Here is a 20,234-nt window from a genome sequence, read left to right as displayed (position 1 = left end):
TGCTCCCGGGAGCTCCCTTCTCCCGGGTGCTCTCCCCTCCCGGGTGCTCCCTCCCTTCTCTCGCGTGCTCCCTTGTCCCGCTCGCGTCCCTCGCGCGCGCTCCCCTCTTCCGCGCGCCTTCTTCTCCCGCAAGCTACCTTCTACCGCTCGCGTCCCTCGCGCGCGCTCCCCTCTTACGCGCGCCCTCTTCTCCCGCCAGCTCCCTTCTCCCGCTCGCGCCCCTCTCGCGCGTGCTCCTTTCTTCCGCGCCCCCTTTTTCTCCCGCTGGCGCCCTTCCCCCGCGTACTTCTTTCTCCAGCGCGCTCCCTTCTCCCGCTTGCGGGAGAAGGTGCCCGCAGGGCGGATGAGGGCACACGCCCTCAATCCCCTTACACGCCTCGCGCCACCCACTTCTCGGCCATGCGCCGCATCGACGGATCCAGCTGCGGATCGGCAAGCAGCTCGGCGATCGGCCGCCACGCCAGGGCCAGTGACTCCTCGCTGACCTCGAACGCCTCGTCCGCTCCAGCCACCACCACATAGCGCGCGTCGTAGTGCCAGTGCCCGGCCACCTCGCCGCGTGCGGGAATCCAGTGGCGGTCCAGGTCGAAGATGTCTGCATCCACCAGGCGCAAGCCGCTCAATCCGGATTCCTCCTGCGCCTCGCGCAGGGCCACCTGCGCCAGGTCGCGGTCGCCGTCGGCGTGCCCGCCCAGCTGCAGCCAGCGCTGCAGCTTGCGGTGGTGGGTCAGCAACGTGCGCGTGCCATCGGCGCTGACCACCCAGGCCGAACCGGTGAAATGACCTTCGACACGCTCGCGCAGGAACGGGTTGGTGGCATCGTCCAGCAGTTGTGCGAACTGCTCGGCCAGCCCGGCTTCGTCGGGCCAGCGTGCGCGGTAGTCGGCCAATCGCTGTTGCAGGCTTGCATCCACCATCTGTCGTTCTCGGTCGCCCGTCGCGGGCAAGGTGGCCATTATCGCCATTCATGCTGCGTACGTGCTTGTCGTGAGCGTGTAGCTTTGGCAAGGTAGGCCGCTTGCCTGTCCGTTGGGGACGCGGCGCACACCTTCGCCCGGGCGCCAGCGCCTTAGCCTTGCCACTTAGGGATGTACCGAATGCTGAAGTCTCTGTTGAGGGTCAAACCGATCGAGCCCGCTGGACATGTGGACGGGGGCGAACCGGTCGAAGGCAGCCTGCAAGGCGAAGCCACCCTGCAACGCACCCTCACCGCCAAGCACCTGATCATGCTCGGCATCGGCGCGGTGATCGGCGCCGGCATCTTCGTGCTGACCGGCCAGGCCGCTGCCAACCATGCCGGCCCGGCGGTGATGCTGTCCTTCGTGTTCGCCGGCATCGCCTGTGCGTTCGCCGGCCTGTGCTACGCAGAGTTCGCGGCGATGATGCCGGTCTCCGGCAGCGCCTACTCGTATTCATACGCCACCCTTGGCGAAGGCATCGCCTGGTTCATCGGCTGGTGCCTGGTGCTGGAATACCTGTTTGCCGGCTCCAGCGTGGCGGTCGGCTGGTCGGCCTACCTGATCAGTTTCCTGACCGGCACGCTCGGATTACCGTTCCCGGCGGAGCTGGCCGGTGCACCACTGGCCTGGGACGGCCACAACTTTGTCAGCTCCGGCAACCTCATCAACCTGCCGGCCGTGCTGATCGTGGCTGCGGTGAGCATGCTGTGCTACGTGGGCGTCACCCAGTCGGCGTTTGCCAATGCCATCGTGGTGGCGATCAAGGTGGTGGTGATCTGCCTGTTCGTCGGCTTCGGCATCGCCTACATCGATCCGGCCAACTGGCACCCTTTCATTCCGGAAAACACCGGGCCGGGCCAGTTCGGCTGGGACGGCGTGTTCCGTGCGGCGTCCATCGTGTTCTTCTCCTACATCGGCTTCGACGCGGTCTCCACCTCCGCCGGCGAGACCAAGGATCCGCAGAAGAACATGCCGATCGGCATTCTGGTATCGCTGGCGGTCTGCACCGTCATCTACATCATCGTCTGCGCGGTGCTGACCGGCCTGCTGCCCTACACCCAGCTCGGCACCGCCAAGCCGGTGGCCACGGCGCTGGAAGCGCACCCGCAGCTGACCTGGCTCAAGACCGCAGTGGAGATCGGTGCAATCGCCGGCCTGTCCTCGGTGGTGCTGGTGATGCTGATGGCGCAGCCGCGCATCTTCTACACCATGGCCAAGGACGGGTTGATGCCCAGACTGTTCGGCAAGGTGCACCCGAAGTTCCACACGCCCTACGTCGGAACGATCTTCGTCGGCGTGGTCGCGGCGCTGCTGGCCGGGCTGATCCCGCTCAGCGTGCTGGGCGAACTGGTGTCGATGGGCACCCTGCTCGCCTTCGCCACCGTGTGCGCCGGGGTCATGGTGCTGCGTTTCACCAAGCCGGATCTGCCACGGCCGTTCCGGGTGCCGCTGGCGATGCTGATCTGCCCGCTCGGCGCGCTGGCCTGCCTGTTCCTGTTCTTCCAGGCCTTCCAGGAACACTGGAAGGTGTTCGTGGGCTGGACCGTGATCGGCCTGGTCATCTATTTCGGGTATGGCATTCGCCATAGCCGGCTGGCCCGCAGGGTTTGACTGCAAGTCCCTCGCAAGAGCCCGCACATCTCGCACACGCCCGCACCTCCATGTGCAGGGATTCAACAGGAACCGCTGCATGTTCAAGCAACTCTGGGCCACCAAACACCCGCACGCCAGCCATGAGGCGGCCGACGGGCTGGGCCTGCAACGTGCACTCGGGCCCTGGGGGCTGACTGCCCTGGGCATTGGCGCGGTGATCGGCGGCGGCATCTTCGTCATCACCGGCCAGGCCGCGGCCGACCATGCCGGCCCGGCGATCATGCTGTCGTTCGTGCTGGCCGCGGTGTGCTGCGCGTTCTGCGCGATGGCCTACGCCGAATTTGCCGCGATGGTGCCGGTGTCCGGTAGTGCCTACACCTATACCTACGCCACCTTCGGCGAACTGGCGGCCTGGTTCATCGGCTGGATGCTGGTGCTGGAATACGGCGTCTCCGCCTCGGCGGTGGCGGTCAGCTGGACCGGCTACTTCCTCAGCCTGCTGGAACATTTCAACATCCACCTGCCGGCCGCCCTGGTCAGCGCGCCGCTGGACGGCAAGCTGCAGCGCACCGGCGCGATCGCCAACCTGCCTGCGGCCGGTATCGTGCTGCTGCTGACCTGGCTGTGCTACGTGGGCATCCGCAAGTCGTCGGCAATGAACATGGCGATGGTGATCCTCAAGACCGGCTTGATCCTGCTGGTGATCGCAGTGGGCTGGAAATACGTCGATACCGCCAACTGGCACCCGTTCATCCCGGCCAACGAAGGCCCGGGCAAGTACGGCATGGAAGGCGTGCTGCGCGGCGCGGCAATGGTGTTCTTCGCCTACATCGGCTTCGAGGCAGTGTCGGTGGCGGCGCAGGAATCGCACCGCCCGCAACGCGATCTGCCGATCGGCATGATCCTGTCGCTGGTCATCTGCACCGTGCTCTACATCGCCATGGCGGCGGTGATGACCGGCCTGGTGCCCTACACCCTGCTCGGCACCGACGAGCCGGTGGTGACCGCGGTAGCGGCACATCCGCAACTGGCCTGGCTGCGCGTGGTGGTGGAAGTGGGTGCACTGATCGGGCTGTCGTCGGTGGTGCTGGTGATGATCATCGGCCAGCCGCGCATCTTCATGATCATCGCGCGCGACGGCCTGCTGCCGTCGATCTTCACCCGCATCCATCCCAAGTACCGCACCCCGCACGTCAACACCGTGATCACCGGCGTAGGCATCGCCCTGCTGGCGGCGGTGTTTCCTCTGGATGTGCTGGGCGAGCTGACCTCGATGGGGACGCTGATCGCCTTCGCGGCGGTATGCGCCGGTGTGCTGATCCTGCGCCGTACCCACCCGGAACTGCCGCGCCCGTTCCGCATGCCGGTGGCCTGGCTGATCTGCAGCGCCGGCGTGTTGAGTTGCCTGGCGCTGCTGTCGGCGATGACCCTGCACAACTGGATGTTGATGGGGGTGTGGACGCTGGTCGGGCTGGTGGTCTATTTCGGCTACGGCTACCGCCACAGCCGTCTGCGCGACGGTCGCTGAGCACGCGCGCGCTAGCAGCCACTGACACAACGACCGCCCGCCGGTGTATGGCAGAGCGGGTGACAGTCTTCGGCTGCTGGGTGGCTGATCTGTGACCTGGTTGCAGGACCCTGATCTGCTGGTCTGCGGCTTGGTTGCAGGGTCCTGATCTGATCTGCAACTTGGCTGCAGGGCCCTTGCCCGCCCACCCTCGCAGGACACGCCGCAAGTACGTCCTTGTAGGCTCTTACGCGGCATCCATGCCGCGTAAGAGCCCGCGACGGTGGGCGGGCAAGGACCTGTCGAGATGGTCGGTGTGCATCGTTGAAAGCAGAAGATGAGGTGCGATGGTCGAGCCACTGTGTCTCGACCGGCTTCCCACCGCTCGTCTCACCGCAGACCGAGCAGCAGACAAGGGTTTTTGACGCGCAATCCGCAAACGTCGCGTCTGCCCACCGCAAGCCGAGCACCACGCTTTCAAGAAAGCAGCCGACCAACTGTCTGGTGCGGTGTCCTTACCGGTTGCGGGACCGTGTGGCGGCATGGATGCCGCCACCGAGCCCCCAGGGACGGGTTCACGGCGTGTCCCGCAAGCGGTGAGGGCACCGCGCCCTCGACCGACTAAGCATTTCACCTGGCCCCTGACTGCCTCCGACAAGAGGCGGCTAACAAAAACCATTGCGTTCACCGCCTGACGCGCGCTCTTTGTCTCCTGTCAGCCATTCGCGACCCGGGCGTGGCAGCAACAAACCCTGCTGCGCTGCACCTGACCGTAATCCGGCGGGGCAGTAGAATAGGACCATGAATGCGACCACTGCCCCCCTGCCCTATAGCGCCGCGCGTCTGCACGAGCTGGCGCAACTGCTGATCGGCAACATCCGCGAGCTGGCCCAGGCCGGCTGGACGCCGGCCACCAGCAGCAATTTCTCCCATCGCCTGGACGAACAGCACGCCGCGATCACCGTGTCCGGCCGCGACAAGGGCCGCCTGGTCGAGGAAGACATCATGGTGGTGGACTTTGATGGCCTGGCCGTCGGCCGGCCGTTGCGCCCGTCCGCGGAGACGCTGCTGCATACCCAGCTGTATCGCCGCTTCCCGGAGATCGGCTGCGTGCTGCATACCCATTCGCCGGTGCAGACCATCGCCTCGCGGCTGTATGCCGGCGCCGGCGTGATCCGGCTGGAAGGCTATGAGCTATTGAAAGCCTTCGAGGGCAACACCACCCATGAAACGGCAGTGGACGTGCCGGTGTTCGCCAATACGCAGGACATGCAGGTGCTGGCCGCGCAGGTGGAGGCCTTGCTGGACAAACAGAGCCTGTGGGGGTATCTCATCGAAGGACACGGTCTGTATGCCTGGGGCCGCAACATGGCCGAGGCACGCCGTCACCTGGAGGCCTTCGAATTCCTGCTGCATTGCGAACTCGAGCTGCTGAAGCTGCGCGGCCCGCGCTGAGTCCTCGCCACCTCCCCCTTCCCTTGTGAGCCAGATCGCCATGAGCCGACTGCGTATCTTCGCCGACACCAATCCCAGCATTCCGGAATTCGACAGCCGCGACGGCGATGCCATCGCCGCCGAGCTGACCAAGATCGGCGTGACCTTCGAGCGCTGGCATGCCAGCCAGCCGGTCGAGCCCGGCGCCACGCCCGAGCAGGTCATGGCTGCCTACCGCGTCGACATCGACCGCATCAGTGCCGAGCGCGGCTTCAAGACCGTGGACGTGGTCAGCATCGCGCCGGACAACCCCAAGCGCGAGGAGATGCGCGCCAAATTCCTCGACGAGCACTTCCACAAGGAAGACGAGGTGCGTTTCTTCGTGGCCGGCTCGGGCCTGTTCACGCTGCACGTGGACGACAAGGTCTACGAGATCGAATGCGTGAAGGATGACCTGATCGCCGTGCCCGACAGCACCCTGCACTGGTTCGACATGGGGCCGGAGCCCCACTTCGTGGCGATCCGCTTCTTCACCGAGCCCGATGGCTGGGTCGGCCATTTCACCGGCACCGAAATCGCCCAACAATTCCCCCGCTACGCCCCCGAGAAACCTCACAAGGCCAGCTGACGATGACACGACCGCAAGCGATCCTCACCGATATCGAAGGTACGACCAGCAGCATCTCGTTCGTCAAGGACGTGTTGTTTCCGTATGCGCGCCGCGCCATGCCGGCCTACGTGCGCGAGCACGGCGGCCACCCACAGGTGCGGCACTGGCTCAACCAGGTGGCCGACGAGATCGGCGAGGATGTGCCGGACGAGGTCCTGGTCAGCACCCTGCAGACCTGGATCGACGAGGATCGCAAGCACACCGCACTCAAGGCGTTGCAGGGCATGATCTGGGGCGATGGCTACAAGACCGCCGACTTCACCGCGCATATCTATGCCGATGCGGCAATCCAGCTGCAGGCCTGGCATGCGGCCGGCATTCCGCTGTACGTGTATTCGTCCGGCTCGGTGCCGGCGCAGAAGCTGTTCTTCGCGCACAGCGATGCCGGCGACCTGAGCGGGCTGATCAGCGACTGGTTCGATACCGAGGTCGGCCCCAAGCGCGAGAGCGCCAGCTACCGCCGCATCGCCGAACGCATCGGCGTGCCGCCGGGCGAGATCCTGTTCCTGTCGGATGTGATCGAAGAGCTGGACGCCGCCAAGCGTGCCGGCATGCGCACTGCGCTGCTGGACCGTCTGGAGGATTACCCCACGCCACGCGCAGCCGACGAAATCGGCAGCCACCAGCGCGTGGAGAGTTTTACCGAGCTGGCGCTGTAAGCACGCTCGACAAGCCGGCTGCGCTCACCAATGGGTCAGCGCAGCCGCTGTCTGGTGCTTCGCGCGCTGCGGATAGGTGACGGTTCAAGTGCACCATCTGCGCCTGCCTGACGGCACGCTCGCGCCGCCTTTTGCCGGCTCGGGTCAGCCGGCCCCGCCAATGCGGATTGGCGAGGCCCGGCATGGAAGGCCTGCTGCACGGGACGTATTCTGCAAGATGTGCCCGAAGCACAGCGATGGACGTTGTGCAGCGTCACCGCCTGCGTTGCAATCACGGCGCCCAGGCGCTCCACCCGTCTCTCCCAGACTTCGGCGTTTTTCCATGTCGCTGCATTCCACCTTCGGACCGAGCGCCTTGCTGCGGCGACTCTCATTGTTGATCGTCATCGTGGCCTTGATGGCCGGCTGCCATCCCGATGCCGGTGCCGCATTGCCGAACCAGGCGGCAAGCGAAGACGAGGTCGATCCGGTCGACCACGCTGCGCTCGCGCAGGCCTTGAACGCGCTGCAGCCGCAGCGCCCCGGCGTGACCGACCTGTATGTGGTCGGCTTCGCCGGCGACGCCAGCGACGATGTGTTCCGCAACGAAACGCTCTACCTCAAGCAGCTGTTCGAACGGCGCTTCGATGCGCGCGGCCGCGTGGTCACGTTGGTCAACAACCCGGACAATCTGGGCGAGCAGCCGTACGCGCCGCTGGCGACCTACGACAACCTGTACGACACGCTTGCGGCGGTCGGCAAGCGCATGGATCGCAAGGAAGACGCGCTGCTGCTGTTCGTCACCACCCATGGTACCGAAGACCACACGCTGTACGTGCAGGTGGACCAGAACGAAGAGGATTTCATCAGCCCGCAGGATCTGCGCCAGGCGCTGGACGATGCCGGGATCGGCAACCGCATCATCGTGCTGTCGGCCTGCTACTCGGGCGGCTTCATTCCGGCGCTGCGTTCACCGGACACGCTGGTCCTCACTGCTGCGCGCGCAGACCGGCCTTCGTTCGGCTGCGGCAACACCTCCAATGCGACCTACTTCGGCCAGGCCTGGTTGATCGATGCGATGAACCGCAGCGACGACCCGTTGGCGGCGTTCGCCAGCGCCAAAACGGCGATCACTGCGCGCGAGAAACAGGACGGCGAATTGCCGTCGTTGCCGCAGCAGTCGCTCGGCAGGCGCATCGCGCCGGTGCTGGCACGCTGGCGTGCAGGCCTGCATGCAGGCCCGGCGGTGGCCTATCCGTATCCGCCGCTGGATGCTGTGCCGGATGACGGGCAAGACCGCGTTCCAGAAAGCGATTCCGATACGCAGCCACTGCACAGCCCGACGAACGCCAAAGCGCCGGCCGCTCCCACCCGCCCGCGCAACCCGCTGCCCGTGCCGCCGACACCGGCACCGACACCCTGATCACTGTCACGCACTGAGACTAATTCTCATTTCGTCAGCGCTTGCGCGGCCTCGCTACACTCGCCAGGCCAGCCAGCGCACGCCAGCCAGCATCGATCCCCGCCAGCGCGCCATCGCCTGCCAGCCCGGATCCCAGAACGCCTCCCTCGTGGAGGCGTTTGTGTTTCTGCCCCCCAGGATTCAGCCGCGCATCCATCCACAACGCTCCCGTAGGAGCGCATTCATGCGCGAAGGGCTCTCCACACACACTCGCACCCCGCACAGCCCCTCAAGGATCGGCGCGCTGCAGGCGATATACCGTGCGTGCGCTGTACTGCCCGGTCGGCAGCGACGCGCGCACGTCCACGGTGTGTTCGCCCAGCTCCAGCGTGGTCGGCAATGCGCCACGCCACAGGTGCGTGGACTGCGTGGCCTCGGGCGAGCGGTCGTAGCCGCGCAACTGCTCGGCCGCATCGTCGCGCACGTTCTCTGCCAGCAGGCGCGGATCGGCACGCTCCACCCGCTTCATCGGCTGCCATGCGCCATTGTCGATGCGCATCTCGACGAGGGTGTCGTCCCGGCCCATGAACACATTGGCGTAGATCCCCCAGGCCGCATACGCGCCCTGGCGCAGCACCTTGGGCGCGTGCAGCAGCAGTTGCGCATCATCGACCGAACGCGCGACGTGATAGGCCAGCGTGTAGTCGCCGCCGGGCGCCACCTGCAGCACCGCGTAACCGTTCGGCGTGCCGTCGCTCATCGTCGCGTCGGGAATGCCGGCGGCATCCTTGGCACCGGACCAGAACGCACCGCAGGCAGCGCCGACATTGTATTCGTGCAGCGGGCGGGCGCCCTGCCAACCTTCGTCGGCGCCGTGATCGACCTGTCGCTGGGTATGGCTGTGTGCGCTGAGCACCAGCACATGCGGGAAATCCTTCAACAGGGCGAACAGGCGGCGGCGATCGGCATGCCGGAAGGTCTCCTGCCCCGGCGCTGCGTCGAACAACGGAATATGCATGCCCAGCACCAGCAGCCGCTCGCGCGGCAGCTGCGCCAGATAGGCCTGCAGGAACGCGAACTGGTCCTCGCGCAGGCCGCCGACATAGGCCGGTTTGCCGCCTGGCGTATAGATCACATCGTCCAGGAACACGAAGCTGGCGTTGGCCTCTTCCACCGCGTAGGTGTCCGGGCCGTAGACGGCACGCCAGCTGTCCAGCGACTGCGCATCGTCGCCCGCGTCGAAGTTGAGATCGTGATTGCCCGGCACATGGAACCACGGCACGCCCAGCTGGGTGGTGGCCTTGTTCAGGGCCGGGTACAGGCTCAGATCGTCGCTGACGATATCGCCCAGCGTGGTGCCCAGCCGGGCCGGGGTCTTGCCGACGATCGGCGCGACGATATCGCGCTGGTAATACCCCACGTCGGTCAGGCTGGCGGTCTGGCTGTCGGCGAACACCAGCATCTGGAACCCATCCTTGCCGGCGCTGGCGCGCGGGGTCAGCGCGAAATCCCAGTGCCGGGTGTTGCGCCCGGTGGCGGCGATGCCTGGGTACTTGCGCTTGGCCGATCCCGTGGGTGCGTAGTGACGCCAGAAACCCGGCAGTCCGTCCGCGCTTGGCACAAAGCTGCGGTCGCCCGGCTTGATCACGAACACCGTCTGCCCGTCGCGTACCGGCAGGCGGTAGCGGCCTTGCACGTCGGTGCGCACCAGCTGCTCGCCGTTAGAGACGGTCACGTCGCTGATGCCCGGCTCGTCGGCGCTGCGCCCGGCACGCCCGTCGCGCTCTTCGTAGACGATGCCATCGACCACGGCATCGCGTGCGTACGCGCCCCCCGCGAGCAAACCCAGGGCCAACAGAGCGAAGCGAAGCTGCATGCGTTTTCCCGCAGAAAGACCAGCGGAAATTGTACCTGCCAAGGCCGGGCGCACATCACGCCCCCCCTCATCGTAGGAGCGCACCCGGGCGCGACGGGCGTTATCGGTAACGCTCCATCGCGCCCGGATGCGCTCCTACGGGGTGATGCTATTGGTGGCGCGACTCCAGCAGCGCCACCGCATCGGCCAGGCCCAGGCCGCGCGCGCGCAACAGCACGATCAGGTGATACAGCAGGTCGGCCGACTCGCCGAGCAACTCGGCATCGCCCTGCACCACGCCGGCCAGCGCGGTTTCCACGCCCTCCTCGCCCACCTTCTGCGCGATGCGGCGGATGCCCTGCTCGAACAGCCTGGTGGTGTAGCTGCCGTGCGGGCGCTCCTGCTCGCGCGTGGCGATCAAGGCATCCAGGCTGCCGAGGAACTGGCCGGGCGCGGTGGGGAAACAGCTGGTGCGGCCAAGATGGCAGGTCGGCCCATGCGGGCGCGCCTGCACCAGCAGCGTGTCGGCATCGCAATCGGTCTGGATCGACACCACCTTCAACACGTTGCCCGAGCTCTCGCCCTTGGTCCACAGGCGCTGCTTGCTGCGGCTGAAGAAGGTGACTTCGCCGCGCTGCTGCGTGACCGCCAGCGCTTCGGCGTTCATGTAGCCCAGCATCAGCACGCGCAGGTTGTCGGCGTCCTGTACGACCACCGGCAACAAGCCATCGCCCTTGCTCCAGTCCAGCGCGGCGAGCGCGTCGCCCGCTGCCTTCTCGTTACTGCTCATCACGTACCTCGATCTGTTGCGCGCGCAGGAATTGCTTGAGTTCCGGGATCGGAATCGCGCCACTGTGAAACACGCTTGCTGCCAGTGCGCCATCGACATCGGCCTGGTCGAACACGTCGGCAAAATGCTGCATGTCGCCGGCACCGCCGGAGGCAATCAACGGCACGTGGCACAGCGCACGCACCTGGCGCAGCTGCGCGATGTCGTAGCCGCGCCGCACGCCGTCGTTATCCATGCAGTTGAGCACGATCTCGCCGGCGCCCAGGCGCTGCGCTTCGGCCACCCAGTCCAGCGTACGCATCGGCAGGGCCTGGGTCTTGCTCGGATCGCCGGTGTAGCGGCGCACGCGCCACTGCCCATCGTCCTCGCGGATCGAGTCAATGCCGACCACCACGCATTGCACGCCGAAGGCGTCTGCGAGCTCGGAGATCAGCTGCGGCCTGCCGAGCGCCGGCGAGTTGATCGAAATCTTGTCGGCACCGGCATGCAGCACCGCGCGCGCGGTGTCCACATCGCCAATGCCGCCGGCCACGCAGAACGGGATATCGATCAGCCGCGCCACCCGCTCGACCCAGGTGTAATCGACCGAGCGCCCTTCCGGGCTGGCACCGATGTCGTAGAACACCAGTTCGTCTGCGCCCTGGTCGCGGTAGCGCAGCGCCAGTTCGACGATGTCGCCCATGTCGATGTGGTCGCGGAACTTGACGCCCTTGACCACGCGTCCGTCGCGCACGTCCAGGCAGGGAATGATGCGGCGGCTCAGCATGCCAGTGCCTCCTTCAACGCCAGATGCCCTTCCAGCAAGGCCTTGCCGAGCACGATGCCGGCGCAGCCGGCAGCCTTGGCGGCAACGACATCGTCCAGGTTGCGCGCGCCACCGGACACCTGCACCTGCAACTGCGGCGCCAGCGTGCGCAAGTGCGCGTACAGGTCCATGTTCGGGCCGGACAACATGCCATCGCGCGCAATGTCGGTGCAAAGCAGATGTTGCAGGCCGGCCTGCGCATAGCGCACGGCCAGCTGATCCAGCGTGGCCTCGGCCGCTTCGGTCCAGCCGTGCACCGGCAACTGCCATACGCCGTCAGCGTCCTGGCGCGTGTCCAGCGCGATGGTCAGCCGGTCGGCGCCGAATTCCTGCAGCCAGCCGATGACGGTATCAGCCTGGCGCACCGCCAACGAGCCGATCACCACGCGCGCGGCGCCGGCATCGAGGATGCGCGCCACATCCTCGCGTGAGCGCACGCCACCGCCGGTCTGCACCTGCAAGCCGGTGGCACGGGCGATCTCGCCGAGCGTGCTCGCCAGCGTATAACCGCCGGCCTTTGCCGCATCCAGATCGACCAGATGCATCCACTGCGCGCCGGCATCGGCAAATGCCTGCGCGCGTGGCAGCACATCGTCGCCGTACTGCGTCTCGCGCGCGTAGTCGCCTTGCAGCAGGCGCACCACGCGGCCGTTGCGGATATCCAGCGCCGGGTAAACGGTGAAACTCATGGGAAGCTCATCTCAAGAAAATTGCGCAGGATGCGTGCACCGGTCTCGGCCGAACGCTCGGGATGGAACTGCGCGCCGCAGCGCAGGCCGTGCTGCACCACTGCGGTGAACAGACCGCCATGGTCGCAGGCGGCCACGGTGTCAGCCGTCACCGGCGCGGCATACCCATGCACGAAATAGGCACTGGCGCGTTCCGGCAAGCCGGCCAGCAACGCGGAGTCGCGCATCGGCACCAGCTGATTCCAGCCCATATGCGGCACGCGTATACCGAGCGCAGGCGTCATGTGCCGCACGATGCCCGGCAGCACGCCCAGGCAATCGACATCGCCTTCTTCGGAATGTTCGAACAGCAACTGCATCCCCAGGCAGATGCCGATCAGCGGCACCTGCAACTGCCGCAACGGCTCGACCAGGCCCTGTGCGCGCAGGCGCGACATCGCCTCGGGTGCGGCGCCGACGCCAGGCAGGATCACCCGCTGCGCGCCCTGCAACCCTGCTGCATCGCGTACCAGGCGCGCTTCCACGCCCAGCCGTTCCAATGCGTAGCGCACCGAGCCCAGGTTGGCGCCGCCGGCATCGATCAACGCGACATCGGTCATAGCGCACCCTTGGTGGTGGGCAACGCAGTGCCTTCGCGACGGATCGCCTGGCGCAGCGCACGCGCCAGGGCCTTGAAGCAGGCCTCGACCTTGTGGTGGTCGTTCTCGCCACGCACGCTCAGGTGCAGGTTCAATCCGGAGGCATCGCAGATCGAGCGGAAGAAATGCGGGACCAGTTCGGTCGGCATGTCGCCCACGCGCTCACGCTTGAACTGGCCTTCGAACACGAAGTACGGCCGGCCGCTGAAGTCCAGCGCGGCGCTGGCGATGGTCTCGTCCATCGGCAGCGTGAAGCCATGCTGGGTGGTATCGCCGGCAACACGCCACGGGCTGTCTTCGGGGTCGAAGCCGTAACGGCCGATGCCGCGCTTGTCGCCCAGCGCTTCGCGCAAGGCCTGGCCCAATGCCAGACCGGTGTCTTCGATGGTGTGGTGCTCGTCGATATGCAGATCGCCCTCGGCGCGGATATCTAGCGCAAAGCCGCCGTGCTTGCCGATCTGCTCCAGCATATGGTCGAAGAACGGCAGGCCGGTGGCGGTCTTCGGTTCGGCCACGCGATCCAGATCCAGTTCGACGCGGATCCGGGTTTCCTTGGTATTGCGCTGGACCACCGCACGCCGTGGCGCATCGGCCAGCTCGTGTGCAATGCCTGGCCAGTCCCACTCGCCGCCGAATTCGTCGGTGCGCAGCTGGAAACCGCGGATATTGAGGTTCTGCGCGAACTGGATGTCGGTGATGCGGTCGCCCACCATCGCCGAGCGTGCCCAGTCGATCGTGCGGTCCTGCAGGTAAGGCACCATCAGGCCGACACCGGGTTTGCGCGTGGGCGCGTTGTCGGCCGGCCAGCTGCAGTCGATCAACACTTCGCGGAACACGATGCCCTGGCTGGCGAAGATCTGCAGCATCAGGTTGTTCGGGCCATCGAAGGACGCGCGCGGATAGCTCTCGCTGCCCAGCCCGTCCTGGTTGCTGACGATGACGAATTGATAGCCGGCGTCGCGCAACTTCAGCATCGCCGGGATCACGTTGTCGACCAGGCGCAGTTTTTCGTAGGCGTCGATCTGGTAATCGGCCGGCTCGGTGATCAGCGTGCCGTCGCGGTCGACGAAGAGAATCGGGGTCATGCGGCGGCCTCCTGCGTGCGTTGCAGCGCGCTCAGCACGCGCGCGTTCTGTTCGGGCGTGCCCAGGGTGATGCGCAGCGCGTCGGACAGCTGCGGTACCGCGCGTTGATCGCGCACCACCACGCCGGCCTCCAGCAGCGCCTGGAATGCCGCTTCGGCATCGTCGAAACGCACCAGCAGAAAGTTGCCCTGCGAGGGGTACACCTGACGCACGCCGGCCAGCTGCTCGAGTGCGGTGTGCACGCGTGTGCGCTCGTTGCGCACCTCGGCGATGCGCCGGCGCGTGACCTCCAGCGCCGGCGCGGACAAGGCCTGTTCGGCCATTGCCGCGCACGGCGTCGGCACCGGGTATGGCGCCTGGCAGCGCCGCAACAAGGCGATCAACTCGGCGTTGGCGATCAGGCTGCCGATGCGTGCCGCTGCCAGCGCATGCGCCTTGGACAACGTGCGCAACACCGCCAGATTGTCGTAGCGCGCAAGCAGGCTCACTGCCGAGGGTATGTCGGAGAACTCGCCATAGGCTTCGTCAACCACCACCAGCGCCTTGCCCCGCAGGGCCTGCAAGGCGGTTTCGATGTCGTCCAGGGCAATTGCCGAGCCGGCCGGGTTGGACGGCGAGCACAGGAACACCAGCTTGGCCTGCGAGCTCAGCGCTGCTTCGACGATCGCCGGGATATCCGCGTGGAAACCGTCAGGTCCATCCACCAGCGGCACCTCGACCAGGGGTGCGTTCTGCAGGCGCGCGCACACCGCGTACATGCCGAACACCGGCGGGGTCACCACCACCGCATCGCGCCCGGGCACGCACAGGCCGCGCACCAGCAGATCGATTGCCTCGTCGCTGCCACGGCCGATCAACAGCTGCTCGGGCGTACAGCCATACAGCCCCCCCAATGCAGCGCGCAGACCCTTGGGTTGCGGGTCCGGGTAGCGCCGCGTGCTGCCGTTGGGATCGGCAGGATTGCCCCAGGCCGACTCGTTGGCGTTGAGCCACACATCGCCCTGCAACGCGCTGGTGCGTGCCGACGAATAGCCGGCGAAGGCACGCAGGTCTTCGCGCACCAGTTCCAGAATCGATGGCGTACTCATGCCGGCACTCCCATGCGCAATGCCACTGCATTGGCGTGCGCATCCAGGCCCTCGGCGCGCGCCAGGATCAGCGCGCATGCGCCGATGCCGTCGATGCCGGCCTTGCTGGCGGCCTGCACGCTGACCATGTTCTGGAAGCTGGCCACGCTTACGCCGCTATAGGCGCGCGCCGCACCGCTGGTCGGCAGCACGTGGTTGGTGCCGCTGCAGTAATCGCCCAGCGCTTCGGGCGTGTAATCGCCGAGAAACACCGAGCCGGCCGCTTCGACCTGGCCCAGCCACGCACGCGGCTCGCGCAGCGCGAGGATCAGGTGCTCCGGTGCATAGCGATTGCTGATCGCAAACGCTTCCTCCAGCGCCTGCACCTTGATCAGGCGCGATTGCGCCAGCGCCTGGCGCGCGATCCCGGCGCGGGAGAGTTGCGCCAGCTGGGCATCAAGTTCCACCTGCACCGCCGCGATCAGCGCATCGCTGTCGGACAACAGCAGCACCTGCGAATCCGGGCCGTGTTCTGCCTGCGAGAGCAGATCGGCGGCAACGAAGGCCGGCTGCGCGCCGGCATCGGCGATCACCAGCACTTCGGACGGGCCGGCCGGCATGTCGATCGCCGCCGCGCCGGACTGCGCCACCTGCTGCTTGGCCTCGGTGACGAAGCTGTTGCCCGGGCCGAACAACTTGTCGCAACCCGGAACCGAGTCGGTGCCATACGCCATTGCCGCAATCGCCTGCGCACCGCCGAGCTTGAACACACGGCGCACGCCGGTCAGCTGCGCGGCGACCAGCACCGCCGGATCCACGCTGCCGTCCTTGCGCGGCGGCGTGCACAGCACCACCTCGCGGCATCCGGCCAGGCGCGCCGGCACGCCGAGCATCAACGCAGTCGATGGCAACGGCGCACTGCCGGCCGGCACGTACAGGCCGACCCGGCCGATCGGCCGCACGATCTTTTCGCAGACCACGCCCGGCGCGGTCTCCACTGCATAGCCTTCGCTCATGCCCGCGCGGTGGAAGGTGTCGATGCGCGCCACCGCGTCCTGCATGGCCTGGCGCAGTTCCGGCGGCACCGCCGCTTCGGCGGCGGCAAATTCGGCCTCGCTCACCGCAAAGCTGTCCAGTGCCACGCCATCGAAACGCGCGGTGATCTCGCGCAGCGCGACATCGCCACGCGTGCGTACATCGGCAATCAATGCGGCGACCGCCTCGCGCGTCTGCGTGGCCACGGTCTGCACCGGGCGGGTCAATGCCTGGGTCCGCGCAGCGGTGTCCAGTTGCGACCAATCGAGAATATTCATGCCAGCGAGCGCTCCACCGTCAACACCATCAGACCTTGCGCACCTGCGCGTTCGAGTTCTTCCAGCCGCTGCCAGGTCACCGCGCCATGGCACATGGTCTGCAGCCGCAGTGCGCCGTTGCCGTCGTCGGGCAGCTGCACCAGCGGCTCGGCATCGGGCAGCAGGCGGCGCAGCGCATCCACGGCGTCCTGCTCGGCGCGGAACATCAGCAGCTTGCTATCGCGCAGCTTGAGCACGCCGTCCATGCGCCGCAGCAGCATCGCCAGCAATGCTGCGCGCGCGTCGGCCGGCTCGCGCACCGCACCGGCCAGCACCGCTTCGCTTTCCATCACCAGTTCCACCGGCTTGAGCTGGTTGGCGGCCAGGGTGGCGCCGCTGGAGACGAGATCGCAGATGAGATCGGCGGTGCCCAGGCGCGGGGCGATTTCCACCGAGCCGGACAATTCCACCACTGCCGCATCGATGCCCTGGCGCTCCAGCCAGTCGGCCAGGATCGCCGGGTAGCTGGTGGCGATCCGCTTGCCGGCCAGTTGCGCCACGCCCTGCCAGTCCCACTCTTCCGGCACCGCCAGCATCAGCCGGCACTGGCCGAAACCGACCCCGAGCACCGCGTGATACGCGGCCGGCAGGCCGTTGCGGCGGCGCTCGGATGCCTGCTCTTCGAGTTCGTTCTGGCCGACGATGCCCAGGTCGCAGACGCCATCGGCGATCAGGCCGGGGATGTCGTCGTCGCGCACCAGCAGCAGGTCCACCGGCAGCGATTCGCCGTAGCAGAACAGCTTGTCGCGGCTCTGCCGCCAGCTCAGCCCGCAGGCCGCCAGCAGGCTGCGCGCCGGTTCGGCCAGGCGGCCGCTCTTCTGGATGGCGATACGCAACCGGTCACGTGCCGGTGCTGCCGTGGAAGCACTCATCTTGTTCTCTCAGTGGGATTCGACAGGGCGCGACGATTGCTCGCGCAGGGCCTCGGCATAGCCGCCGGCGCCATGTTCCAGGGTGCGCGCAACGCGCCCGATGGTGGTCACGCTGACCTGGGTCAGCTCGTGGATCTCGCGATACGGCACGCCCTTGATCAACAAGGGCACCACCCGCCAGCGATCCGACATGGCCTCCAGCTCGGCGGGCGTGCACAGATCGCGCAGAAAGGCCTCGACCGCGCCGGGTTCCTTCAGGCACGCCAGCGCATCGGCCAGCACCTTGAGGGAGGCGGTGGCATCGGCACTTTCGCGGGGGGCAGGTCGTTGTTTCATTGCGTTAATGTAATAGCGTGTTAGCACATTAACGCAAACGCAGGCCATAGAACAAGCGCCGCGGGCAAAGCGTTCAGGGACATCCCGGACGGTGCGGCGAGTCAGAAACGACAAACCCACCGACACCGAGGCGTCGATGGGCCTGTCCGTGCATCGGGATGCACCCGGCGCCGCTGCTGCCGTTACCGACCAGGCGGCGCCTTCTTACCGCTTCCGGCGACGTCAATTGCCGTCGACGCCTCCAGCGATCAGCATCGCCCTGGCCTGCTCCAGTTCCACAAGCAAGGTGCTGGCCAGCTCGTCGCGGGCCACCTCGAACTGCTGCTCGCGCACCAGGTCCTTGACCGCCACCACCCCGCGCGCCAGCTCGTCGTCGCCGGCCAACACCACGAAGCGGATGCCTGCGCGCGCGGCGTACTGGAACTGCTTGCCGATCTTCTTCGGCTCCATCTGCACTTCGGTATTGATGCCGCCGATGCGCAGCCGGCGCGCGATATCCAGCGCGTCTTCCAGCCGCGACTCGTCCATCAGCGCCACCATCGCGTGCACGCTGCTCTCGGCGATGCCCTGGATCAAGCCGGCCTCGCGCAGCTGCCAGAACAGGCGGGTCAGGCCGATCGAGATGCCCACGCCAGGCAACCTGGACTTGGTGTAGTGGCTGGCCAGGCTTTCATAGCGGCCGCCCGAGCAGATCGAGCCGATCTGCGGATGGTCGGTCAGCGTGGTCTCGTAGACGGTGCCGGTGTAGTAGTCCAGCCCGCGCGCGATCGAGAAGTTCAGGCAATACGCGCTCTCCGGCACGCCCAGTGCCTTGACCAGCTCCAGCACTTCGCGCAGCTCGGCGATGCCCTCGCCCAGGGTCGCGCTCGCAGCGACCGAGGCCTCCAGCGCCTGCAGCTGCGCCAGCGCATCGGCATGCCCGTTCGAGCGCACCGCCACGAAGGCCAGGATCCTGTCGACCTGCTCGGCGGCGATGCCGAAGCCTTCGCCCACCAGCGTGTCGCGCACGTAGTCGGCGCCGCGCTTGTCGATCTTGTCGACCTCGCGCAACACCGCCAGTTGCAGCTCACCCTCGGCCACGCCCAGGCTTTCGAAGAAACCGCGCAACAGCTTGCGGTTGTTCAACTGCACCTTGAACGCGCCGATGCCCAGCTCGGCGAACACCGCGTGGATCACCGCCAGCACCTCGGCGTCGTAGCGGATGCTCAACGCATCCTTGCCGATCACGTCGATGTCGCACTGGTAGAACTCGCGGAAACGCCCGCGCTGGGCACGCTCGCCGCGATAGACGCGCTGCATCTGGTAGCGGCGGAACGGGAAGCTCAGGTCGTGCTCGTGCTCGGCCACGTAGCGCGCCAGCGGCACGGTCAGGTCGAAGCGCAGCGCCAGCTCGGGCAAGCCACCCTCGCCGCCTTCGTCTGCCGCGGCAGCGGCATTGGCCAGCGCGCCGGTGGACTGCACGAAGTACACCTGGCGCTCGGTCTCGCCACCGGACTTGGTCAGCAACACATCGGACAGCTCGAATACCGGAGTTTCGACCGGCAGGAACCCGAACCGCTCGTAGTTGCGGCGGATGACGTCCAGCATGCGCTGGAACGCGATCTGCTCGCGCGGCAGCAATTCCATGATGCCGGGCGGCGTACGGGGCTTGATCACGAGCGAAACTCCTGCAGGGCAATGTGGCGAACGCGCAATTCTACCGGCTGGGCGGCCGCGCTGACCGCATGGCGTATCATTCACCTGCGTTCCAGCAGTGCGTGACTCATGTACCGGCAGCTTTCAGACCCCAGCACGACCTGCCCGGCGCCCAGCGCGTCCGGGCGCAGCGATGCGCGCGGTTCCGACTGCGCGCTGTGTGCAGTCCGCGGCCGGGCCATCTGCGCGGCGCTGTCGCCGCAGGAAATGGACGCGCTCGACCAGGCCACCAGCGCCCAGTCCTATGCGCCCGGCAGCACCCTGGTGCGCGCCGGCGACACCCGCCAGCACGTCTATACGCTGACTTCCGGCGCGCTGCGCATGGTGCGCACGCTGGCCGACGGCCGCCGCCAGGTCACCGGCTTCGTGCTGCCGGGCGACTATGTCGGCCTGACCGAAACGCCGCAGCACCGCCACGACATCGAAGCCATCATCGACAGCCGGGTCTGCCGCACCCCGATGGCACAGATGCGCCAGTTGCGCGAGCGCTATCCGCAGCTGGAACGCAAGCTGCTGCAGCGCGCCAGCATGGAACTGGCCGCCGCACAGGACACCGGCCTGCTGCTGGCGCGCCTGCAACCCAGCGAACGGCTGGCGCACTTCCTGCTGCGCCTGGCGGCCCGCTCCACCCAGCCCGGCGCCAGCGGCGACACCGTCGCGCTGCCGATGAGCCGTAGCGATATCGCCGACCATCTCGGGCTGACCGTGGAAACGGTCAGCCGCACCTTCACCAAACTCAGGCAACAGCAGTTGATCGCGCTGCCGCAGCTGCATCTGGTGCAGATCCTGGATTACGCGGCGCTGCGCAGCCTTGCCGGCGATACCGTCTGAGACTTAATAGCTGGCA

At 67.0% G+C, this 20,234-nt stretch carries 19 protein-coding genes; 7 read left to right on the top strand and 12 right to left on the bottom strand.

Going from position 1 to position 20,234, the window contains the following annotated elements:
- Positions 1 to 368: 368 nt before the first annotated feature.
- Positions 369 to 956, bottom strand: a complete 588-nt coding sequence (locus tag EO170_RS04115) for an NUDIX hydrolase (protein ID WP_164740895.1) — start codon at positions 954 to 956, stop codon at positions 369 to 371.
- 141 nt (positions 957 to 1,097) lie between these two features.
- On the opposite strand from EO170_RS04115, the gene EO170_RS04110 reads away from it, so the two are divergent.
- From EO170_RS04110 to EO170_RS04080, 6 genes are all read left to right on the top strand, one after another.
- The gene (locus tag EO170_RS04110) at positions 1,098 to 2,570 is read left to right on the top strand and encodes an amino acid permease (protein ID WP_164739368.1); all 1,473 of its coding nucleotides are present in this window, start codon (positions 1,098 to 1,100) and stop codon (positions 2,568 to 2,570) included.
- A gap of 79 nt (positions 2,571 to 2,649) precedes the next feature.
- The gene (locus EO170_RS04105) at positions 2,650 to 4,080 is read left to right on the top strand and encodes an amino acid permease (RefSeq protein WP_016904398.1); all 1,431 of its coding nucleotides are present in this window, start codon (positions 2,650 to 2,652) and stop codon (positions 4,078 to 4,080) included.
- Positions 4,081 to 4,860: 780 nt separating this feature from the next.
- Positions 4,861 to 5,514, top strand: coding sequence for a methylthioribulose 1-phosphate dehydratase (locus EO170_RS04095; protein ID WP_104535541.1), 654 nt, complete (start codon positions 4,861 to 4,863; stop codon positions 5,512 to 5,514).
- 40 nt (positions 5,515 to 5,554) lie between these two features.
- Positions 5,555 to 6,121, top strand: a complete 567-nt coding sequence (locus EO170_RS04090; RefSeq protein ID WP_126942672.1) for an acireductone dioxygenase — start codon at positions 5,555 to 5,557, stop codon at positions 6,119 to 6,121.
- Between the two features lie 2 nt (positions 6,122 to 6,123).
- A complete protein-coding gene (mtnC, locus tag EO170_RS04085; protein WP_115676855.1) occupies positions 6,124 to 6,822 on the top strand; it encodes an acireductone synthase in 699 nt (232 codons plus the stop codon).
- Between the two features lie 322 nt (positions 6,823 to 7,144).
- On the top strand, positions 7,145 to 8,224 hold the full coding sequence (locus tag EO170_RS04080; protein ID WP_126942669.1) for a C13 family peptidase: 1,080 nt from the start codon (positions 7,145 to 7,147) through the stop codon (positions 8,222 to 8,224).
- A gap of 268 nt (positions 8,225 to 8,492) precedes the next feature.
- Here EO170_RS04080 and EO170_RS04075 read toward each other — a convergent pair whose 3' ends face one another.
- From EO170_RS04075 to hisS, 11 genes are all read right to left on the bottom strand, one after another.
- Entirely contained in the window at positions 8,493 to 10,079 is a 1,587-nt protein-coding gene (locus tag EO170_RS04075) for a calcineurin-like phosphoesterase C-terminal domain-containing protein (protein ID WP_126942666.1), read from the bottom strand.
- 148 nt (positions 10,080 to 10,227) lie between these two features.
- Positions 10,228 to 10,848: a bifunctional phosphoribosyl-AMP cyclohydrolase/phosphoribosyl-ATP diphosphatase HisIE gene (gene hisIE, locus EO170_RS04070; protein WP_126942663.1), complete on the bottom strand. Its 621-nt coding sequence runs from the start codon at positions 10,846 to 10,848 to the stop codon at positions 10,228 to 10,230.
- Positions 10,838 to 11,614 carry an imidazole glycerol phosphate synthase subunit HisF gene (gene hisF / locus EO170_RS04065; protein ID WP_126942660.1) on the bottom strand — a complete coding sequence of 259 codons (777 nt, stop codon included), beginning with the start codon at positions 11,612 to 11,614 and terminating at the stop codon, positions 10,838 to 10,840. The genes hisIE and hisF overlap by 11 nt, the downstream gene beginning before the upstream one ends.
- On the bottom strand, positions 11,608 to 12,342 hold the full coding sequence (gene hisA / locus EO170_RS04060) for a 1-(5-phosphoribosyl)-5-[(5-phosphoribosylamino)methylideneamino]imidazole-4-carboxamide isomerase (protein ID WP_126942657.1): 735 nt from the start codon (positions 12,340 to 12,342) through the stop codon (positions 11,608 to 11,610). The genes hisF and hisA overlap by 7 nt, the downstream gene beginning before the upstream one ends.
- Positions 12,339 to 12,941 (bottom strand): imidazole glycerol phosphate synthase subunit HisH, encoded by a 603-nt coding sequence (hisH, locus tag EO170_RS04055; RefSeq protein ID WP_104648626.1) that lies wholly within the window; start codon positions 12,939 to 12,941, stop codon positions 12,339 to 12,341. The genes hisA and hisH overlap by 4 nt, the downstream gene beginning before the upstream one ends.
- Entirely contained in the window at positions 12,938 to 14,065 is a 1,128-nt protein-coding gene (gene hisB / locus EO170_RS04050) for a bifunctional histidinol-phosphatase/imidazoleglycerol-phosphate dehydratase HisB (protein ID WP_126942654.1), read from the bottom strand. The genes hisH and hisB overlap by 4 nt, the downstream gene beginning before the upstream one ends.
- The gene (gene hisC / locus EO170_RS04045; protein WP_126942651.1) at positions 14,062 to 15,153 is read right to left on the bottom strand and encodes a histidinol-phosphate transaminase; all 1,092 of its coding nucleotides are present in this window, start codon (positions 15,151 to 15,153) and stop codon (positions 14,062 to 14,064) included. The genes hisB and hisC overlap by 4 nt, the downstream gene beginning before the upstream one ends.
- Complete coding sequence (hisD, locus tag EO170_RS04040; RefSeq protein ID WP_126942648.1) at positions 15,150 to 16,445, bottom strand: histidinol dehydrogenase; 1,296 nt, start codon at positions 16,443 to 16,445, stop codon at positions 15,150 to 15,152. The genes hisC and hisD overlap by 4 nt, the downstream gene beginning before the upstream one ends.
- Positions 16,442 to 17,356 (bottom strand): ATP phosphoribosyltransferase, encoded by a 915-nt coding sequence (gene hisG, locus EO170_RS04035; protein WP_126942645.1) that lies wholly within the window; start codon positions 17,354 to 17,356, stop codon positions 16,442 to 16,444. The genes hisD and hisG overlap by 4 nt, the downstream gene beginning before the upstream one ends.
- Positions 17,357 to 17,365: 9 nt before the next feature.
- Entirely contained in the window at positions 17,366 to 17,692 is a 327-nt protein-coding gene (locus EO170_RS04030) for a YerC/YecD family TrpR-related protein (protein ID WP_126942642.1), read from the bottom strand.
- A gap of 222 nt (positions 17,693 to 17,914) precedes the next feature.
- Positions 17,915 to 19,348 carry a histidine--tRNA ligase gene (hisS, locus tag EO170_RS04025; RefSeq protein ID WP_126942639.1) on the bottom strand — a complete coding sequence of 478 codons (1,434 nt, stop codon included), beginning with the start codon at positions 19,346 to 19,348 and terminating at the stop codon, positions 17,915 to 17,917.
- A 246-nt stretch (positions 19,349 to 19,594) separates the two neighbouring features.
- Here hisS and EO170_RS04020 point away from each other — a divergent pair, with 246 nt between their 5' ends.
- Positions 19,595 to 20,218 carry a helix-turn-helix domain-containing protein gene (locus EO170_RS04020; protein WP_164740894.1) on the top strand — a complete coding sequence of 208 codons (624 nt, stop codon included), beginning with the start codon at positions 19,595 to 19,597 and terminating at the stop codon, positions 20,216 to 20,218.
- The last annotated feature ends 16 nt before the right edge of the window (positions 20,219 to 20,234 follow it).

Origin of the sequence: Xanthomonas sp. BRIP62409 (genome assembly GCF_003992965.1) — a bacterium.
Lineage (GTDB): Bacteria > Pseudomonadota > Gammaproteobacteria > Xanthomonadales > Xanthomonadaceae > Xanthomonas > Xanthomonas euroxanthea.
Note: the sequence above shows the minus strand (reverse complement) of the source record. Positions and strands in the feature narration are given on the sequence as shown.